General features: G+C 37.3%; 17 protein-coding genes and 2 tRNA genes. 13 read left to right on the top strand and 6 right to left on the bottom strand.

The window, feature by feature from the left end:
* Nucleotides 1–34 precede the first annotated feature (34 nt).
* From ABN763_RS00290 to ABN763_RS00270, 5 genes are all read left to right on the top strand, one after another.
* A complete protein-coding gene (locus ABN763_RS00290) occupies nt 35–2,248 on the top strand; it encodes an NADP-dependent isocitrate dehydrogenase (RefSeq protein ID WP_410483404.1) in 2,214 nt (737 codons plus the stop codon).
* A 107-nt stretch (nt 2,249–2,355) separates the two neighbouring features.
* A complete protein-coding gene (locus tag ABN763_RS00285; RefSeq protein WP_410483403.1) occupies nt 2,356–4,758 on the top strand; it encodes a TonB-dependent receptor in 2,403 nt (800 codons plus the stop codon).
* A gap of 3 nt (nt 4,759–4,761) precedes the next feature.
* Nucleotides 4,762–5,682 (top strand): DUF4249 domain-containing protein, encoded by a 921-nt coding sequence (locus tag ABN763_RS00280; protein ID WP_410483402.1) that lies wholly within the window; start codon nt 4,762–4,764, stop codon nt 5,680–5,682.
* Nucleotides 5,683–5,773: 91 nt separating this feature from the next.
* Nucleotides 5,774–6,595 (top strand): N-acetylmuramic acid 6-phosphate etherase, encoded by an 822-nt coding sequence (murQ, locus tag ABN763_RS00275; protein ID WP_410483401.1) that lies wholly within the window; start codon nt 5,774–5,776, stop codon nt 6,593–6,595.
* Nucleotides 6,582–6,815, top strand: a complete 234-nt coding sequence (locus ABN763_RS00270) for a DUF6095 family protein (RefSeq protein ID WP_410483400.1) — start codon at nt 6,582–6,584, stop codon at nt 6,813–6,815. The genes murQ and ABN763_RS00270 overlap by 14 nt, the downstream gene beginning before the upstream one ends.
* An 84-nt stretch (nt 6,816–6,899) precedes the next feature.
* Here ABN763_RS00270 and ABN763_RS00265 read toward each other — a convergent pair whose 3' ends face one another.
* Nucleotides 6,900–7,403, bottom strand: a complete 504-nt coding sequence (locus tag ABN763_RS00265) for a DinB family protein (RefSeq protein ID WP_410483399.1) — start codon at nt 7,401–7,403, stop codon at nt 6,900–6,902.
* Between the two features lie 180 nt (nt 7,404–7,583).
* Nucleotides 7,584–9,410, bottom strand: a complete 1,827-nt coding sequence (rpsA, locus tag ABN763_RS00260; RefSeq protein WP_410483398.1) for a 30S ribosomal protein S1 — start codon at nt 9,408–9,410, stop codon at nt 7,584–7,586.
* Between the two features lie 328 nt (nt 9,411–9,738).
* Between rpsA and ABN763_RS00255 the strand changes: the two genes are divergently transcribed.
* The 3 genes from ABN763_RS00255 to ABN763_RS00245 all read left to right on the top strand — a co-directional run bounded on the left by ABN763_RS00255 (nt 9,739) and on the right by ABN763_RS00245 (nt 12,372).
* Nucleotides 9,739–10,584 (top strand): transketolase, encoded by an 846-nt coding sequence (locus tag ABN763_RS00255; RefSeq protein WP_410483397.1) that lies wholly within the window; start codon nt 9,739–9,741, stop codon nt 10,582–10,584.
* Between the two features lie 68 nt (nt 10,585–10,652).
* Nucleotides 10,653–11,606: a transketolase family protein gene (locus ABN763_RS00250; protein WP_410483396.1), complete on the top strand. Its 954-nt coding sequence runs from the start codon at nt 10,653–10,655 to the stop codon at nt 11,604–11,606.
* A gap of 136 nt (nt 11,607–11,742) precedes the next feature.
* Complete coding sequence (locus ABN763_RS00245) at nt 11,743–12,372, top strand: outer membrane beta-barrel protein (protein WP_410483395.1); 630 nt, start codon at nt 11,743–11,745, stop codon at nt 12,370–12,372.
* A gap of 68 nt (nt 12,373–12,440) precedes the next feature.
* On the opposite strand, the gene ABN763_RS00240 is transcribed toward ABN763_RS00245, so the two are convergent.
* On the bottom strand, nt 12,441–13,325 hold the full coding sequence (locus ABN763_RS00240) for an FKBP-type peptidyl-prolyl cis-trans isomerase (protein ID WP_410483394.1): 885 nt from the start codon (nt 13,323–13,325) through the stop codon (nt 12,441–12,443).
* Between the two features lie 76 nt (nt 13,326–13,401).
* On the opposite strand from ABN763_RS00240, the gene ABN763_RS00235 reads away from it, so the two are divergent.
* Both ABN763_RS00235 and ABN763_RS00230 read left to right on the top strand, forming a co-directional pair.
* Nucleotides 13,402–13,779: an RNA-binding S4 domain-containing protein gene (locus ABN763_RS00235; RefSeq protein WP_410483393.1), complete on the top strand. Its 378-nt coding sequence runs from the start codon at nt 13,402–13,404 to the stop codon at nt 13,777–13,779.
* Between the two features lie 96 nt (nt 13,780–13,875).
* Nucleotides 13,876–14,373, top strand: coding sequence for a phosphoribosyltransferase family protein (locus ABN763_RS00230; protein ID WP_410483392.1), 498 nt, complete (start codon nt 13,876–13,878; stop codon nt 14,371–14,373).
* On the opposite strand, the gene ABN763_RS00225 is transcribed toward ABN763_RS00230, so the two are convergent.
* The gene (locus ABN763_RS00225; protein ID WP_410483391.1) at nt 14,365–14,892 is read right to left on the bottom strand and encodes a shikimate kinase; all 528 of its coding nucleotides are present in this window, start codon (nt 14,890–14,892) and stop codon (nt 14,365–14,367) included. The genes ABN763_RS00230 and ABN763_RS00225 overlap by 9 nt on opposite strands.
* A 157-nt stretch (nt 14,893–15,049) precedes the next feature.
* Between ABN763_RS00225 and ABN763_RS00220 the strand changes: the two genes are divergently transcribed.
* The 3 genes from ABN763_RS00220 to ABN763_RS00210 all read left to right on the top strand — a co-directional run bounded on the left by ABN763_RS00220 (nt 15,050) and on the right by ABN763_RS00210 (nt 16,127).
* Nucleotides 15,050–15,122: transfer RNA gene (locus ABN763_RS00220), tRNA-Lys, on the top strand.
* 47 nt (nt 15,123–15,169) lie between these two features.
* Nucleotides 15,170–15,242 (top strand) — tRNA-Lys (locus ABN763_RS00215).
* Between the two features lie 213 nt (nt 15,243–15,455).
* Nucleotides 15,456–16,127, top strand: a complete 672-nt coding sequence (locus ABN763_RS00210) for a haloacid dehalogenase type II (RefSeq protein ID WP_410483390.1) — start codon at nt 15,456–15,458, stop codon at nt 16,125–16,127.
* A 50-nt stretch (nt 16,128–16,177) separates the two neighbouring features.
* Here ABN763_RS00210 and ABN763_RS00205 read toward each other — a convergent pair whose 3' ends face one another.
* Both ABN763_RS00205 and ABN763_RS00200 read right to left on the bottom strand, forming a co-directional pair.
* Entirely contained in the window at nt 16,178–16,978 is an 801-nt protein-coding gene (locus tag ABN763_RS00205) for an FAD binding domain-containing protein (RefSeq protein ID WP_410483389.1), read from the bottom strand.
* 25 nt (nt 16,979–17,003) lie between these two features.
* Nucleotides 17,004–19,364, bottom strand: a complete 2,361-nt coding sequence (locus ABN763_RS00200) for a xanthine dehydrogenase family protein molybdopterin-binding subunit (protein WP_410483388.1) — start codon at nt 19,362–19,364, stop codon at nt 17,004–17,006.

The following is a 19,364-nucleotide window of genomic DNA, read 5'->3' as shown; positions in this document are numbered from 1 at the left end:
TTGTATATTTGCCACGCTCAAAAAAATAGATCGAATGGCAAAAATCCTATACACTAAAACGGACGAAGCTCCGGCTTTAGCCACACAATCATTTCTACCCATTGTTAAAGCGTTTACCGCATCATCAAACATTAATATTGAAACCAGAGATATTTCATTAGCAGGTCGAATTATTGCTGCTTTTCCTGACAAACTTAGTCCCTCGCAGCAAACTCCTGATCATCTAGCCGAACTTGGAGAACTCGCAAAAAAACCCGAAGCCAATATCATCAAATTACCAAATATTAGTGCTTCGATCCCGCAATTAAAGGCGGCTATTAAAGAGCTGCAAGAAAATGGTTACGCGTTACCAAATTATCCTGATGAACCAGAAAACGCTGAGGAAGAAAACATCAAAAAGCGTTACGACAAAATAAAAGGTAGTGCAGTGAATCCGGTATTAAGAGAAGGAAACTCAGATCGTCGTGCACCAAAAGCAGTGAAGAATTTTGCAAAGAAAAATCCCCATAGTATGGGTACATGGACCGCTGATTCAGGCACTCATGTAGCTACAATGAGCCACGGTGATTTTAGAAGTAATGAGAAATCAACAGTAATAAATCAAGCCGGAAATTTAAAGATTCAACTTGTAACCGACGATGCCACCCATACGTTAAAAGAACAAGTTCCTGTTTTGGTAGGTGAAGTTGTTGATGCTACCGTAATGAGTAAAAAGGCATTATTATCTTTTTTGAAAGAACAGGTGATAGATGCAAATGAAAAAAATGTACTTTTTTCATTACATATGAAAGCCACCATGATGAAGGTTTCAGACCCTATTATTTTTGGCCATGCAGTTCGCACTTATTTCGCTGATGTATTTGCAAAATATGAAGCCCTTTTTGATGAAATTGGGGTGAATGTAAATAACGGTTTTGGCAACTTGTTAAGCAAGGTCAATGAATTAGAAGCTGATCGAAAGGCCGATATCTTAAAAGATATCGATGCAGCATTAGAAAACGGTCCAGACCTCGCAATGGTTAACTCTGATAAAGGTATCACCAATTTGCATGTGCCAAGTGATGTGATTATTGATGCTTCTATGCCAGCAATGATCAGAAATTCTGGACAAATGTGGAATGCAGAAGGAAAGACACAAGATACAAAAGCGGTAATTCCTGACAGCAGTTACGCAAAATTATACCAGGCGACCATTGATTTTTGTAAAAAACACGGTGCTTTCGACCCTACTACGATGGGTACCGTACCAAATGTTGGGTTAATGGCACAAAAAGCAGAGGAATATGGTTCGCATGATAAAACGTTTGAAATTGAAGAAACAGGAAAAGTTCAGGTTGTAGATGAGTCAGGCACAGTTGTATTTGAGCATGAGGTAGAAGAAGGAGATATTTGGAGAATGTGTCAGGTGAAGGATCTTCCAATTCAAGACTGGGTCAAACTAGCCGTAAACCGATCACGAGCCAGTAACACCCCTGCAGTTTTTTGGTTAGATAAAAATAGATCACATGATGCGCAACTTATTATTAAAGTCGAAAAGTATCTAAAGGATCATAATACTGATGGTCTTGATATTCGCATTTTAGATCCCGTTGCAGCAACACATTTCACACTAGAACGAATTAAAAATGGTGAGGATACGATCTCTGTTACAGGGAACGTATTGAGAGATTATTTAACCGATCTCTTCCCAATTTTAGAGGTAGGCACCAGTGCAAAAATGTTATCCATTGTGCCATTAATGAATGGTGGTGGTTTGTTCGAAACCGGAGCAGGTGGTTCGGCACCAAAGCATGTACAGCAATTTTTAGAAGAAGGGCATCTTCGTTGGGATTCGCTAGGAGAATTTCTGGCACTGGCTGTTTCGCTAGATCATTTTGGCGAAAAGAATGACAATTCAAAAGCAAAGGTCTTAGCAGAAACTCTAGATGATGCAACCGAGAAATTCTTGGACAACAAAAAATCACCTTCGCGTAAAGTGAATGAGTTAGATACCAGAGGAAGTCATTTCTATTTAGCAATGTATTGGGCACAAGAATTGGCTTTACAAACCAAGGATACTGATCTTCAAGCTCAATTTAAACCCGTAGCTAAAGCTTTTGTTGAAAATGAGGCTAAAATTGCTGGAGAACTTATCGATGCTCAGGGAAGCTCATTATCAATTGGTGGTTATTATTTTCCTGAAGATGACAAGACAGCGGAAGCAATGCGTCCAAGCCTTACATTAAATAGTATTTTAGCAGACATCTAGCGGAGTTAGTGTTACGAAGCTGGAGGTGGTCTATTCGGCTTCATTAAATATTTGTTAACAGTAAGCAATTACCATTCGTATAGGCTATTTTTATACAAAAAACTTGTATGAGGCCTGCGCAATTAAGATTGCTTACTGTTATTTTTTGTTTTTTTAGTATCCATTCACACTCCCAAAAGCGTTTTACTTTAAGTGGCAATATTGCTGACAAGGCCAGCAATGAGTCACTAATTGGGGTAACGGTCGCCATTCAAGAACTAAAAACTGGCACGGTTACTAATGAATACGGTTTCTATTCTATTTCAATCCCCCCTGGTGAATATACTGTAATTATATCCTATATAGGCTTTCAGAACGTAACGCAGAAAATCAATCTAGATAAAGATCAAAAAATTGATTTTAAAATAGAAGAAGCCGTCGAACTACTAGAGGAAGTGGTTGTAACTGACGATTCGGAAAAAATAGACATTAAAACACCTCAAATGAGTGTAAATACGCTTCAAGTGGAAACGATAAAAAAGATACCTGTCGTTCTTGGTGAAGCGGATGTCGTAAAATCTTTATTACTGCTTCCCGGTGTCACCAACGCAGGAGAATCTTCCTCAGGTTTTAACGTACGGGGTGGCGCCGTCGATCAAAACCTTATCTTACTTGATGAAGCAACTATCTTTAATTCTTCACACTTATTCGGTTTTTTTTCTGTGTTCAATCCGGATGCTATTAAGGATGTAAAGCTTTATAAAGGAGGTATTCCTGCTCGTTATGGAGGTCGTGTTTCTTCCGTACTAGAAATTTTTCAAAAAGAAGGAAATAGCAAAGAATTAAAAGTTAACGGAGGTATAGGTGCCGTTGCCAGTAGATTACTTGTAGAAGGGCCCATTGCAAAAGACAAAGCGGCTTTTTTGGTCGGAGGACGGGGATCGTATGCTCATTTGTTTTTACCACTATTTGATATTGAAAACAAGGCATATTTCTACGACCTGAACACCAAACTAAATTATCGGATAAATGATAATAACAATATATTTCTATCCGGATACTTTGGGCGCGATGTGTTCAGTATAGCAGATAGTTTTGAAAATACATACGGAAACTCTGTTGTAAACTTTCGATGGAATCATCTATTTTCTGATCGCCTTTTCTCTAATTTATCACTCATTTATTCTGATTATTTCTACGGGCTTGAGCTAGACTTTGTCGGTTTTGAATGGAACTCGGGTATACAGAACTTCAACTTAAAATACGATCTTAAAAATTATATCAATGATAAGCTACAACTCAACTTTGGTTTAAATGATATTTATTATGTTTTTAATCCCGGTAAGATAAAACCTAACGGCCCTGATTCGGGTATTGTAGAAGACCAGCTTACTAAAAAGTATGCCAATGAATTAGCTGCTTATGTTGATCTTGAGCACCAAATAAGTGACAAATTAAGTTTAGAATACGGACTTCGTTTTAGCCTTTTTAATCGTTTAGGGCAAGATGAACTAAACGTTTATGAAAACAATAATCCTGTAAATTTTGATCCATTATTACAAATTTATCAAGAAGCTGACCCTATAGAAACGATTAATCCGGGTCGCAGCGCCAACCTTGAAACCTTTACTAATTTTGAACCACGTATTGCTGCTGCTTATTCATTTAATGAAGATAACTCGATAAAAGCTAGTGCAACCCGAATGGCACAGTATCTTCATTTACTGTCAAATACCAGCTCTCCAACACCTCTAGATGTTTGGACACCAAGTGGCCCATTTGTAAAACCACAACTACTGAATCAATATGCATTAGGTTATTTTAGACGATTTAATGAAGGGAAGTTTACCCTAGCAACAGAGGTATATTATAAAGACATCGAAAATCGAATTGATTATATAGACGGGGCCGATTTAATTGCGAATGATGCAATTGAACAAGTTATTTTAAACGGAGAAGCAAGAGCATACGGACTGGAATTCCTCTTGCGAAAAAATGAAGGAAAGTTTCAAGGTTGGTTAGCATATACCCTATCAAAATCTGAGCAGCGAACTAGAGGAAGAACAATTACAGGCAGTGATGGTAGTCTGGTACAAGAGACTGGTATTAACAATGGAGAATGGTATAATACACCCTATGATAAAACGCACGATATTGCTATTTACGGCAGCTATGATTTAAATAAAAAATGGAACTTTAATGCCAATTTTGTTTATCAAACAGGTCAGCCAACGAACTATCCTGTTGGTCAATTTGAATTCCAAGGTCTTACCATTCCATTCTTCGGTCAACGAAATACGGAACGTCTTCCTGATTATCATCGAATTGATGTTTCGGCTACCTTAACTCCTGATAAAAATAGAGGTCGAAAATGGCAATCAGAATGGGTATTTAGTATTTATAATTTATATAATAGACGTAATGCCCAGTCGATTGCATTTAGGCAAAATAATGACACGGGTGTAAATGAAGCTGTTAGGACTTCTATTTTCGGAATCATTCCTGCCGTTACTTACAATTTTAAGTTTTAAACAATGAGAAAAGCACCTAAATATTTATCTGCCAGGCTAATCATATTGTTATCAATTATACAATTTTTCATTTCTTGTGAAGATGTCGTTGAAATAGAAACACCTACGGAAGCTTCTCGTTTAGTTGTTGATGCATTGATCAGAGTTGACGTAACCGAGCAATTTATGCCCATAGAAATAAGGGTATCAGAAACCAGCAATTTCTTTGATCAAAACCAAGTGACCAGTGTGGACAGGATGGTGATTATTATGCAAGAATTGGATGCAAATGGGGCTGTTATCAATGTGTTTTCATCTAGTTTGACTGAGACCACTTCAGGTTCTGGAATTTATATTCCAGATCCTACATTAAATGAAGACCAGCGGATCCCAACGTCTTTCATCGAGCGAAATATTGAGTACTTTCTTCAGATTAATTTTCAAGGAAAAAACTTTGTTGCCAGAACCGAGTTCGTTCCCACCGTTCCTTTTGACAATATCGAACAAGGAACAGATATTATTTTTGATGAGGACGATACTGAGATTATTGTATCGTTTACCGATGTTGCCAACCGAGAAGACTTTTATGTTTTTGATTTTAGCAATGGAAATTTCTTAGAAACCGAAGATACTTTTTACGAAGGACAACAATTTACCTTCTCATATTTTTTTGATGATAATGTCGAACCAGGTGATGAACTGGATATTAGTATTCTTGGAGCAGACGAGCCTTTTTATAATTATATGAGTCAGCTCATAGAACAAAGCGAAGGTGCTTTTGGCCCCTTCTCCACTCCCGTCGCAACTGTAAGAGGTAATATTATCAATGTTACTAACATTACTATTACTGATGGAGTCTTCGATAATCTTGAAGTAGCAGATGATTTCGCTCTAGGATATTTTGCGATTGTCCAAGAGTTCAAAGAAACTATCGTAATAGAATAAAAATAGTTAATTTCTAAGGCAGAATATTTCAACTACAAAACACGGATAGGAGTATAATACCTACCTTTGATTTTTTTATAAAACGACTAAGTTGAGCTTCAAAAAAACTACTGAGCAAGATTCAAATTATGACCATTTAGAAGAAATGAGCACCTCTTCTCTATTGGAAAACATCAATAATGAGGACCAAAAGGTGGCATTAGCTGTTAAAAAGGTGCTAAATAAAATAGGACTTCTTGTTGATATTATTGCGGAAAAGTTGGCAAATAAAGGTCGGCTTTTTTATTTAGGCGCAGGAACCAGTGGCAGACTTGGCATTTTGGATGCATCAGAATGTCCTCCAACTTTCGGAGTATCTCACGATTTAGTAATTGGCTTGATTGCTGGTGGTGACAGTGCTATTAGAAAAGCTGTTGAATTTGCAGAAGATGATACAGAACAAGGTTGGAAAGATCTAAAGGAGTACCAGATTAATGAACAAGATGTGGTTATTGGTATCGCCGCTTCCGGAACCACTCCTTACGTAATTGGTGCGTTAGAATCTTGTAACAAAAATAATATTACTACCGGCTGTATTACTTGCAACGAAGGGAGCCCCTTGGCTCAAGTTGCTCAATATCCGATCGAAGTAGTCGTAGGCCCCGAATTCGTTACTGGTAGTTCCCGCATGAAAGCAGGTACCGCTCAAAAACTGATTTTAAACATGATTACCACCACTACCATGATTAAATTAGGTCGAGTTAAAGGAAATAAAATGGTCGATATGCAGCTTAGTAACAATAAATTAGTGGACAGAGGTACAAGAATGATCATGCAAGCATTAGATGTTGACAGACAAACGGCAGCTAATTTGTTAAAGCAACACCAAAGTGTTCGTACTGCGGTTAATTATTACAAAAATGCACACCGATAAAGAACTTCTTATACGTGGTATTCGCATAATGGCTATAACTGCCATTTTAATGTTTTTAGGACCTACATTACTCTATATGGCATTTAAAAATCAAGAACATTTTATGTTTTATCCCGTTTTAATAGTCGGTGCAATACTCTCTGTTCTTGCTATCACATTAGCGTTTAAAGGTCTAAATACAATTATGAATTCCGTTTTTGGTAAACGAAAAAAAAGATAACCTAAGCACGGAATTTCCGATTCTATTCTGATAAGTATCGAAAGATTCTCTTCGATAGATTTTCGATGCGATATTTTTTAGGTATTACCGTATTGATACATTCTCCTTAACCGGCGTTGTAGGATTATATCCGAAGGAAGCATCAGTTACTTTAACATGAAGTCGGTCTAAAATGTAACTGATAATAGCATAATGATGAATAGTATGACTGTTTGCTTGAGCTAAAACAGCAGCAAGTGTATAAGGTAAAGCTACTTTACCTGCGCCCAGATCATCAATAACAGTCACCTTCTTTTCTGCATTTTTCAAACGACCCACAGCGGTTAAAACGCGATCTACATTAATGGAAGCATATTCGCAATCCTGTTCCATTTTCACATCCCGTTCACGCGCTGTTAGATCAATTTCTCCGCTATTTTCACCTTTTAAAATACAATCATAAAAATCTAAAATATGTCGAATATGAGAACCTACACATGAGTAATAAGGAGATATAGAAGCATCTGTTAGCTGACTGTTTGTTAATTGTTCTAATAGTACTTTTGATTTTGACAAATTTTTAGCTGTTGCTTCTATAATGCTATGCATGAAAGTAATAATTGAATATTTGCTGTACTTAGTCTAAATATAAGAGAAACTTTACAAAAGCGACTCCACTTTTTATAATCATCGCTAATTTCTAATTTATTTGAGTCTTTAAAGTTAGGATTAAAAATAAAAAGGCCGTGCAAAACACGACCTTTTCTTTTATCTAAAATGAAACTAGGATTATTCTCCGCCTTCCATTTTCTTTTTCAATGCAGCTAAAGTTTCATTTGCATCACCTAAAGTTGGTTTTGCCTCAGCGGCTTGTTGCGCTTGACGCTTCACAGCTTGCTTAACGATCTTCGCCTCTTCTGCTTTAAATACAGCAGTATGAGATGCTACTACACGTTTGAACTCTTTATTAAATTCAATGATCTTAAATTCAGCTTCTTCACCAGCTTTTAATTTACCTCCATCTTCTTTTTCAAGATGACGTTGTGGTACAAATGCCGTGATATCTTCGTTGAACTTAACCGTTGCACCTTTATCTACGATTTCTTCAATCGCAGCTTTGTGAACAGATTCTAAGGCAAATTCAGTTTCATATTTATCCCAAGGGTTTTCCTTAGTTTGCTTATGACCTAAACTTAATTTACGTCCTTCAACATCTAATTCTAATACAACCACTTCAAGCTTATCACCTACGGTAACCACTTCTGATGGGTGCTTCACTTTCTTCGTCCAAGAAAGGTCAGAAATATAGATAAGACCATCAATACCCTCTTCTAACTCAACAAATACACCGAAGTTAGTAAAGTTACGAACGATACCAGTATGCTTAGAACCTACAGGATACTTGGCAGTGATATCTGTCCATGGGTCTGGAGTTAATTGTTTAATACCAAGCGACATTTTACGTTCCTCACGATCTAATGTTAAGATCTGTGCTTCAACTTCATCACCGATATTTACGAAATCTTGAGCAGAACGTAAGTGCGTTGACCAGCTCATTTCTGATACGTGTATCAAACCTTCTACACCTTCAGCAACTTCAATAAAGGCACCGTAATCGGCAATAACCACTACTTTACCTTTTACCTTATCGCCTACCTTAACTTCTTCACCAAGTGCCTCCCAAGGGTGCGCCTGTAACTGCTTAAGACCTAGCTGAATTCTAGATTTATTATCATCAAAATCAAGAATTACAACATTTAATTTCTGATCAAGCTCAACAATCTCATTCGGATGGTTAATACGGCTCCAAGAAAGATCTGTAATATGAATAAGTCCATCAACTCCTCCAAGATCGATAAACACACCGTAAGAAGTAATATTCTTAACAGTACCTTCCAATACTTGTCCTTTTTCAAGCTGACCGATAATTTCTTTTTTCTGTTCTTCAATATCCGCTTCGATAAGCGCTTTATGTGAAACGACAACGTTTTTAAATTCATGGTTAATCTTAACCACTTTAAATTCCATTGTTTTGTTTACATACTGATCGTAGTCACGAATTGGCTTCACATCTATCTGTGAACCTGGCAAGAACGCTTCGATACCAAATACGTCAACGATCATACCTCCTTTTGTACGACATTTAACAAAACCATTTACGATTTCGCCACTATCATGCGCAGCATTTACACGATCCCATGCTTTGATGGTACGTGCTTTTCTGTGTGATAAAACTAATTGACCTGTTTTATCTTCTCTTACATCAATAAGAACTTCTACCTTGTCACCAACTTTTAAGTCAGGGTTGTAACGAAACTCGTTTAAGGATATTACGCCTTCTGATTTTGCGTTGATGTCAATAATCGCTTCGCGATCTGTCATGTGTACTACAGTACCGTCAACTACTTCTTCATCCGCAGTATCTACAAAGTTCTCTGCTACTAATTTTTCAAACTCTTGTAGCTTGTCGTCTTCAACTTGCTCAATACCTTCTTCGTATTTTTCCCAGTTAAAGTCTTTTAAAAATTGTTCAGGATTTTGTTGTGCTTCATTTACAACTGGAGCTTCAACAGTTGCAGTTTCCTGAACTTCTTCTGTTTGTTTTTTTTCAGCCATTGCTGATTAAAATTTGTATTCTACATCGACAGGAAAATAACGCGGATTGATATAGAAGTTGTTTTTAAAAAATTATTGTTTCCTTTTCTGATTTTCCATCCGCCAAAAAAGGGATGCAAAGGTACAACTAAGTATAATGATTCACAACTAAATAAAGACAAAAGATATCAAACAAGGTTGCTGCAAAAAATAGAACCCTCACATATTTGAAATCATTAATTAACAATAATGCTAAAAAAGTTAATAAATCGGCAATAAAAACCCATAAATCAGACATCGGTTAGCCAATAAAAAAATTACTTTTGAGCCGAAATTTAATTTAAAAAATATGTCAAATATTCAACAGTTAAATGACTTGGTGATACAAGTACGCCGAGATATTTTGAGAATGGTTCATAAAGTAAATTCTGGCCATCCGGGAGGATCTTTAGGTTGTGCCGAATTCTTCGTAGCACTGTACAATGATATTATGGATATCAACGATGGTTTTGATATGGATGGAAAAGAAGAAGATCTATTCTTTTTATCAAATGGTCATATTTGTCCCGTTTACTATAGTGTTTTAGCACGTCGCGGTTATTTTCCTGTTGATGAATTAAATACTTTTAGGTTAATTGATTCTCGGTTACAGGGTCATCCTACTACGCATGAAGGACTTCCAGGAGTACGTATTGCATCCGGATCTCTTGGACAAGGCATGTCTGTAGCACTTGGAGCTGCTCAAGCAAAAAAACTAAACGGTGATTCTCATTTAATCTATAGTCTTCATGGCGATGGCGAGTTACAAGAAGGTCAAAACTGGGAAGCTATCATGTATGCATCTGCTAAAAAAGTAGATAACCTAATCGCAACAATCGACCTTAATGGGAAACAGATTGATGGAGCTACAGACGAAGTACTTCCTATGGGAAGTGTAAAACAAAAATTTGAAGCTTTTGGTTGGGATGTCGTTGAAATTACTAAAGGGAATGACATTGAAGCCATTTTAGAAGGAATGGCAAAAGCAAAGTCTTTAACCAAAAAAGGAAAACCGGTTTGTGTTTTACTACATACAGAAATGGGCAACGGCGTTGATTTTATGATGCATACACATGCTTGGCATGGTAAGGCGCCAAATGACGAGCAATTGGCAAGTGCATTATCTCAAAATGCTGAAACCTTAGGAGACTACTAAAAACAGGCTTTAAAAAAATAAACACAACTTTAAAATATAGCCTTTATTTATAGAAAGGTAACACGGATATGAAAAAATACATTGACAGCGGAAAAAAGGATACGCGATCAGGATTTGGAGCTGGCTTAACTGAGTTAGGTAAAACCAATCCAAACGTGGTTGCACTTTGTGCAGACCTCATCGGGTCGTTGAAAATGGATGATTTTAAAAAGAATCACCCTGAACGCTTTTTTCAGGTAGGAATTGCAGAAGCAAATATGATGGGAATTGCCGCTGGATTAACCATAGGTGGAAAAATACCATTTACAGGAACCTTCGCTAACTTTTCTACCGGCAGGGTATACGACCAAATACGTCAGTCAATAGCATATTCGGATAAAAATGTAAAAATATGTGCTTCGCATGCCGGAGTTACACTAGGAGAAGATGGTGCAACTCACCAAATTTTAGAAGATATTGGTTTAATGAAAATGTTACCAGGAATGGTTGTAATAAATCCGTGTGATTTTAATCAAACCAAAGCAGCGACTTTGGCTATTGCTGATTATCATGGTCCGGTTTATTTACGATTTGGTCGACCGAAGGTTGCCAATTTCACTCCAGAAAATCAAACTTTTGAAATTGGTAAAGCCATAATGCTAAATGAAGGTACCGATGTTACCATTGTTGCTACAGGGCATTTAGTATGGGAAGCTTTACAAGCAGCAGAGCAATTGGAAAATCAAGGTGTTTCAGCCGAAGTAATTAATATTCACACTATCAAACCGTTAGATGAAGAAGCGATCCTGAAATCTGTTGCCAAAACCGGATGTATTGTTACCGCTGAAGAGCATAACTATTATGGTGGTTTGGGCGAAAGCGTGGCCCGCACATTGGTTCAGAATAACCCGGTACCTCAAGAGTTTGTTGCCACACAAGATACTTTTGGCGAATCAGGTACGCCAGATCAACTAATGGCCAAATATGGCTTGAATGCAGAAGCAATAGTAAAAGCGGCCCAAAAAGTGGGGGAAAGAAAATAATAGCTTTTATTTTTCGTTTATATAGCATCAAAATAGATGCGAAAATGATACTAACTAGATTCGGTTATGTAAGACGAATTGTTGGTATCATTTTTGCTTCTAACTAGAAATATTTTCAATCATAAAACGTAAACAAATGAAAAATTATGTATTACTGCTTGCTATTTTGGTAAGCGCAGTTAGTTACGGTCAACAAAAAAACGATCGTTCACAATTTGGAATTAAAGCCGGACTGAACTACAACAGCAATGGTGAATTAAAAGAGATTCTTACCACCGGTGAGAATTTAATTGAGAATCGTGGAGAAGGAAAAGTAGGGTTTCATGTGGGCTTTTATGGCCAACTCGATTTTTCAAATCTATATCTAAGAACAGAATTAATTTATACGCGTACTACAAGTGAATACGGTGTAAATAATGCTACTGCTGATTACAAAACTTCTAAAATAGACCTACCTATTTTATTGGGATATAAAATTATTGGGCCATTGAGAGTATTTGCAGGACCGGCATTTCAATATACATTGCAAAATGATCTTGATCTCGGTAATGTCGATATTGACGATGTTGAAAATGAGATTAGCGTAGGCTTGCATATTGGCGCCGGAGTGCAATTAGGCAATTTAGGATTAGATGTACGGTTTGAGCGGGGTTTCAACGAAAATGAAGCAAATTTTATTAATACAAACATCGCCGATGACGCTCCGTTATTTGCGTTAGATTCTAGACCTACACAGTTAATTTTTAGCGCTTCTTTTAGGTTATAACCTTGAAAAACAACAAATAAAAAATCCCGTTTAAAACGGGATTTTTTTATGCATTAAAATTCTATCAATTAGCTATCGTTTCTATTATCTAAATAGTCTGGAATTCCATCACCGTCAGAATCTGTATATGTAATTGTCCCATCTTCATTTACAACAATCTCATCACTAGTTAATGTTCCATCACCATCATCATCACCATCTAAATAATTAGGAACCGTATTTTCATCAGTATCATCATCAAACGGATTCTCGTTATTATTTAAATCTTCTAAGTAAGAAGGTATACCATCATTATCATGATCAGTTTCTTCCATTTTAAAAATTTTAAATGTAAAACTCAATGGCGAATAAAAAGGTATTCCTGGTTGTGCTCTTTCAAAATATCCAAGACCCGATGGAATAAAAACGGCTCCTTGTGCAAAATCACTAAAAGTAACCGTTCCATCTGGATTCTCTTCAAAGTCTCCATTACCCGCTGTAAACTCTGAAAAACTTGTGCTAAAACCTCGAATAACGCCAGTTAGATCAAACCAGATTGGGTTAATCGCTCGGTCAAATTGAGTATTATCTAGTAAACGTCCCCGGTAGGTTACTAAAGTTGAATCAGTTACACGAATATTATTTGCAACCGGATCAGACCCTTGTCCCACTTTTAGTATGTAGAGGTTAAAATCCACCTCATCAGTTTCAACCACCTTTGTTTCTACCTGGGTAAAAAGAGGTGTTCTATCAGCATTATCTCCGGCAATTGTGTCGAATACAATTTCTCCAGAATCATCTAATTCGTAAAAATGGGTCTGTAGAAACTCAACGATCGAATCATTGTCTATAACATACTGCTCTGCCTGATCTCTTACCGGAATTCGCTCCAGTCCGTTATCATCATCGTTATTACAAGCTGCAGCAAAAAAGAGTATCAAAACCAATACCCCAAGAATATTCTTTAAATTCATTCCTTTTCAACATTAAGGGCGCAAGATACAATTTTAAAGTATTTTTGAAACGGCTTTAACTTCATTTTAAAACTAGATGCGTGTCGACAAATTATTATGGTGCCTTCGCTATTTTAAAACGCGAAATATGGCAACAAATGCTTGCAAAAAAGGGCAAATAAAAGTGAATGAGCAGGTGGTAAAACCTTCTCGAGAAATCTATATTGGAGATAAGCTGGTTGTGCGAAAAAACCAAATCAATTATCAACTAGAAATATTAGATTTACCAAATAATAGACTAGGAGCCAAACTGGTAGACATGTATCGTAAAGATACCACATCAAAAGAAGCTTTTGAACACTTAGACTTATTGAAACTTGCCAAAGATCACTACCGAAAAAAAGGAGAAGGTCGCCCTACTAAAAAGGATCGGCGTGATATTGAAGAGTACACGGATGATGTTAATGAGGATTAATTATGAATTTCTTGTTATGTGTTTAGTCTTTGACTTTCTTTCAACTTTTAGACTTTAGCACATAGTTTGATATCTTTACTTCAAAATAGTGATACCATGCCAACTGACAGTATTATTTTAGATCATGATGAAATACAGCACAAAATAAGACGAATTGCTTACCAGATTTATGAAAGCAACGCTGACGAAAAAGAAATCATTGTAGCTGGCATTGAAAAAAACGGCTATGTCTTTGCTGAAAAAATAAAATATGTTCTTGATGAAATATGCGATGCCACTATTATACTTTGTAAAGTAAGTATCGACAAGAAAAATCCTATTGATAATGTTACTACCTCTTTAGTTGTTGACGATTACAAGAACAAGGCACTTATTTTAGTAGATGACGTTTTAAACTCTGGCACTACGCTGATATATGGAGTAAAACACTTCCTTGATGTGCCATTAAAAAAGTTTAAAACAGCGGTATTAGTAAATCGAAATCATAAAAAATACCCAGTAAAAGCTGACTTTAAAGGAATCTCTTTATCCACCTCAATGCAAGAGCATGTTAATGTATATTTTGGTAAAAGAGACAGTGTCAGTTTAAACTAATATTGCTTTAATTTCCTCAACTAATTGTATAGCCGTTTGTTCTTTTACAGCGAATGTATGGGTCGCTTGATTATAGAAATAACTTCGTTCAAAAAGATGTTTTCCGATGAACTCTATCATTGTTTCTTTATCATGGATATGTGAAATCAACGGACGCTCATTTCTTTCGTTAAACAGGCGTTCTACCAAATTAGGGATACTTAGTTTCAGATAAATTGAAGTGGCATTAGAATTTTTAATGATATCCATATTGCCCGCAAAACAAGGAGTCCCTCCTCCCAATGACAATATCATATTGTCTTTAGATTCGAGTAGATGTTTTAAATAAAAATGCTCTTGCTTTCTAAAATAAATCTCGCCCCTATTCTCAAAAATTGATGAGATAGTCTGATTTTCTTGTTTTTCGATATAAGTGTCGAGATCAATATATGGATGTCGAAGCTCTTCAGCCAATAACTTACCAATTGTTGACTTACCTGAGCCCATATACCCTATTAAAATGATTTTTTTTGTCTGCATACAGGTTGGTAAAATTACTGCTTTTTGGCAGGCCACAAAAAAAAGAAAAATTCCACCTAAATAGCCTTGAAATATAAAATATGAATATTATATTTGCACCCGCTAAAAGAGGAATAATTTTTATCCTTATTTGCTTATAGAAGCGCTAGCGTTTTAAGACTTGGTAGCTCAGTTGGTAGAGCATCTCCCTTTTAAGGAGAGGGTCCTGGGTTCGAGCCCCAGCCAAGTCACAAAGTGAGTTACTTAGTATGGTAGCTCACTATTTTTTTGACATAATGACTTGGTAGCTCAGTTGGTAGAGCATCTCCCTTTTAAGGAGAGGGTCCTGGGTTCGAGCCCCAGCCAAGTCACAAAGCTCATTGAAAATCCTGATCATTTCATGGTCAGGATTTTTTTATTCAATAAAACCGTAGGGCAAGACATTAATGCCCAGCCAGTTCAAAACAAGCTCTGTCCCGAATCATATTCCAAAGTGTATCCAAACACTTTACTAATCTTTTATTTTTATTTTCATTAGCGAAGTTTAAAAAATCAATAGCTACTTTTAACACAGAATTCAACAAATGAGATACACGATAGCATTTGATATTTACGGAACAATTATAAATACCTCAGGTGTTTTTGAGACGCTTAAAACCATTGTGCCTTATGAAACCAAGTTATTCATGGAAACATGGAGAAACAAACAGCTCGAATTTTCATTTAGAAGAGCACTTATGAATTGCTACGTTGATTTTTCAGTTTGCACAAAAGAAGCGCTTGATTACGCCTGCCTCCTTTTGGATGTTTCTTTAAGTTCCGGAGAAAAAGAAGCATTAATGAACAGTTATAAAACACTTCCAGTTTTTGAAGATGTTGAGCCATGTTTAGTAGACTTAAGAGCGCAAGGTCATCGTATTTATGCATTCTCTAATGGTAGTGAAAAAGCAATTGTACAATTACTAAAAAACGCATCTATAATTGAACATTTTCACGGTATCGTAAGTGTTGAAAGTCAGAAAACATTTAAGCCGAATCCCAAAGTATATGAATACTTCAATGAAGCATCGCAATCTTTAAAATCTGAATCCTGGCTAATTTCAGGGAATTCTTTTGATGTCATTGGAGCTTCCTCTTACGGTATGAACACTGCATGGGTTCAACGATCAGCTAAGGCTGTGTTTGACCCATGGGAATACAAGCCTACCATTACCGTGAAAAGCTTAACGAATTTACCTTCAGAATTTACTACATAAAAAAAGCCCAAACAGGTTGGGCCATAATTAAAAAGATTATCTGTTTATAATTAAGCTTCTAACGCTCTTTTGACCATTACCTTAGCCAAATGAGAACGGTACTCAACATCAGCAAAATGATCACTCATTACCTCAACATTATCAACCGCATGACTCGCTGCGTCTGAATTACCATTGTACGCATTCTCTACAGCAGAAGCTCTATAAGGAGTATCTGCAACACCAGTGATTCCCACTTTTACCTTATCACCATCTTTCACAACTGCAACCCCAACAACTGCAAAACGAGAAGCCGATTGAAAGAACTTTTGATAATTACCATTAGCTACTTTTGGAAAACGAACACTGGTAATAATTTCGTCATCTTCCAATGCTGTTGTATATATACCTTGAAAGAAGTCTGTAATAGCAATACTCCTACTTCCATTTTTACCTTCAACAACTACCGTTGCATCACATGCTAAAACCGTCGCGGGATAGTCTGAAGCAGGATCTGCATGAGCCAAGCTACCTCCTATAGTACCTTTATTCCTGACTTGAATATCGCCAATTGCCTTAGCAGTTTCTGCTAGAATTGCGAGTTTATCATTGACTAAGAGAGAATTCGCAATCGCATTATGCGTACAATTTGCACCAATAACTATTTCATTTCCTTCTTCTGAAATACTATTCATATCAGGAATTGCGCTGATATCGATAAGAATCTCAGGCCTGTTTAAACGCAATTTCATTGCAGGCAAAAGGCTGTGCCCGCCAGATAAAATTTTAGCATCGAATCCGTGTTTATCAAGAAGGCCAACTGCTTCACTAATAGAAGATGCTTTTATATAATCAAATTTTGCTGGTATCATGATCTGTTTTCTGTTTCTTTAAAAGTTAGTTTTGCATTGCTTTCCATACCCGTTGCGGAGTAACCGGCATTTGAATATCAGTAACACCCAAATGCGATAAAGCATCAACAACGGCATTTACCACCGCTGGAGTAGAACCAATACAGCCGGCTTCACCTGCGCCCTTGACTCCTAATGGATTATGAGGACAGGGAGTTACTGTTCGATCCGTTTCAATCATAGGGATATCATCTGCTCGTGGCATCGCATAATCCATATACGAACCATTGATCATTTGCCCAGCATCATCAAAAACTACTTCTTCCAATAGGGCCTGACCAACACCTTGTACTACCCCTCCATGAATTTGCCCGTCGACGATCATCGGGTTCATTACATTACCAACATCATCGCAAGCAATGAATCGTTTTAAGTCAACTTTCCCAGTATCGCTATCCACCTCAACAACCGCGATATGCGTACCAAATGGATATGTAAAATTGCTTGGGTCATAGAAACTACTAAAGTCTAATCCCGGTTCTAATCCTTCGGGATAGTCATGAGGCACATAGGCAGTTAAGGAAACATCACCAAATGAAATCGATTTATCCGTACCTTTCACTGTCCATTTTCCTTCATCATATTCGAGATCTTCTTCGGCAGCTTCAAGTTTATGTGCTGCTATTTTAGCTCCTTTTTCAATAATTTTATCGATGCTTTTAATGATCGCACTTCCTCCTACAGCTAAACTTCTTGAGCCATAGGTTCCCATACCAAATGCCACCTGATCCGTATCGCCATGTTCAATTTCAACATCATCCATGGCAATACCAAGTTTGTCAGCTACAAACTGTGCAAAAACGGTTTCATGTCCCTGACCATGAGAATGTGCTCCTGTAAACACCGAAACTTTACCCGTAGGTTGCACTCGAACATGGCCAACTTCGTATAAGCCGGCACGCGCACCTAAGGCGCCGACTACTGCGGAAGGTGCAATTCCGCATCCTTCGATATAAGTCGATAAGCCCACTCCTAACAGTTTTCCGTTTTTACGGGCTTCCTCCTGTTCTTTTCTAAAATCATCATAGCCCAACATTTCTAGCCCTCTTTTCAAAACCCCATGGTAATCACCACTGTCATATTGTAAAGCAACTTGCGTCTGGTATCCGGCTTGTTCAACACCATCAAAAGGCGGAATAAAATTCTTATACCGTATCTCAGCAGGATCCATATTCATCTCCTTTGCTGCCTTTGATATGATTCGTTCTAATAAATAAGTAGCCTCCGGTCTGCCTGCTCCTCGGTAAGCATCTACTACAACGGTGTGTGTGAAAGGTGCAATTACGTTTAAGTGTATTAATGGTGTTGTATAAACCCCTTGAAACAAGGTACCGTGCAAATAGGTTGGCACAGCGGGAGCGAATGTGGATAAATAGGCCCCCATTGCGCAATATTCGTCTGTCAAGTGTGCTACAATTTTCCCATCTTTATCAAAGCCCATTTTAGATTTCACAACGTGATCCCGACCATGAGCATCCGTCATAAAGGCCTCACTCCTATCTGATGTCCATTTAACTGGTCGACCTATTTCCCTAGAAATCCAAGTAAGAAGCGCTTCCTCGGTATAGTGATAAATTTTACTACCAAAACCACCACCAACATCTTTAGAAACTACTCGTACTTTATGTTCCGGTATTCCCAAAACAAATGCACATAAAAGCAATCTTATTAAATGCGGATTTTGGGTACTTGTATAAAGCGTCCACTTATCTGCATTCACATCATAATCGGCGATATAGCTTCTAGGTTCGATTGCATTTGGTGCTACTCGATGATTTCGGTATTCCATTTCAGTGACATGATGCGCATTCTCCAAGGCAGCTTCCACTTCTGCTCGATCATTACCAATGCACCAGTCGAATGCCGCATTATCATTCCATTGGTCATGTACTAAAGGTGCTCCATCTTCCATCGCCTTCTTTGGATCTGTAACAGCTGGTAGTTCTTCATAATCTACCATTACCAATTCGGCCGCGTCGCGAGCTTGTTCTAAAGTTTCGGCAACAACAATCGCTACTGCTTCACCAACATGTTTAATTTTATCTTTTACCAGAAGTGGGTGCTGGGGCTCACGCATAGTTTCCCCGTTTTTAAAATCAACCTGCCACCCGCAAGGCACACCAAATTCACCGCAAGGATCATTACCCGTGTATATGGCGACAACACCATCCGATTTTTTTGCTTCATCAATATCAATTGATAAAACCTTAGCATGGGCATACGGACTTCGAACAAACGCTGTATGGGCCATTTTTGGGAGTTTGATATCATCAGTATAGGTACCAGCTCCTTTTAGAAAACGTGCATCTTCTCTTCTTTTAACTGCTTTTCCGACAAATTTCCCCAT

It is taken from the genome of Spongiivirga sp. MCCC 1A20706 (genome assembly GCF_046524175.1).
Taxonomy (GTDB): Bacteria; Bacteroidota; Bacteroidia; order Flavobacteriales; family Flavobacteriaceae; genus Spongiivirga.
Note: the sequence above shows the minus strand (reverse complement) of the source record. Positions and strands in the feature narration are given on the sequence as shown.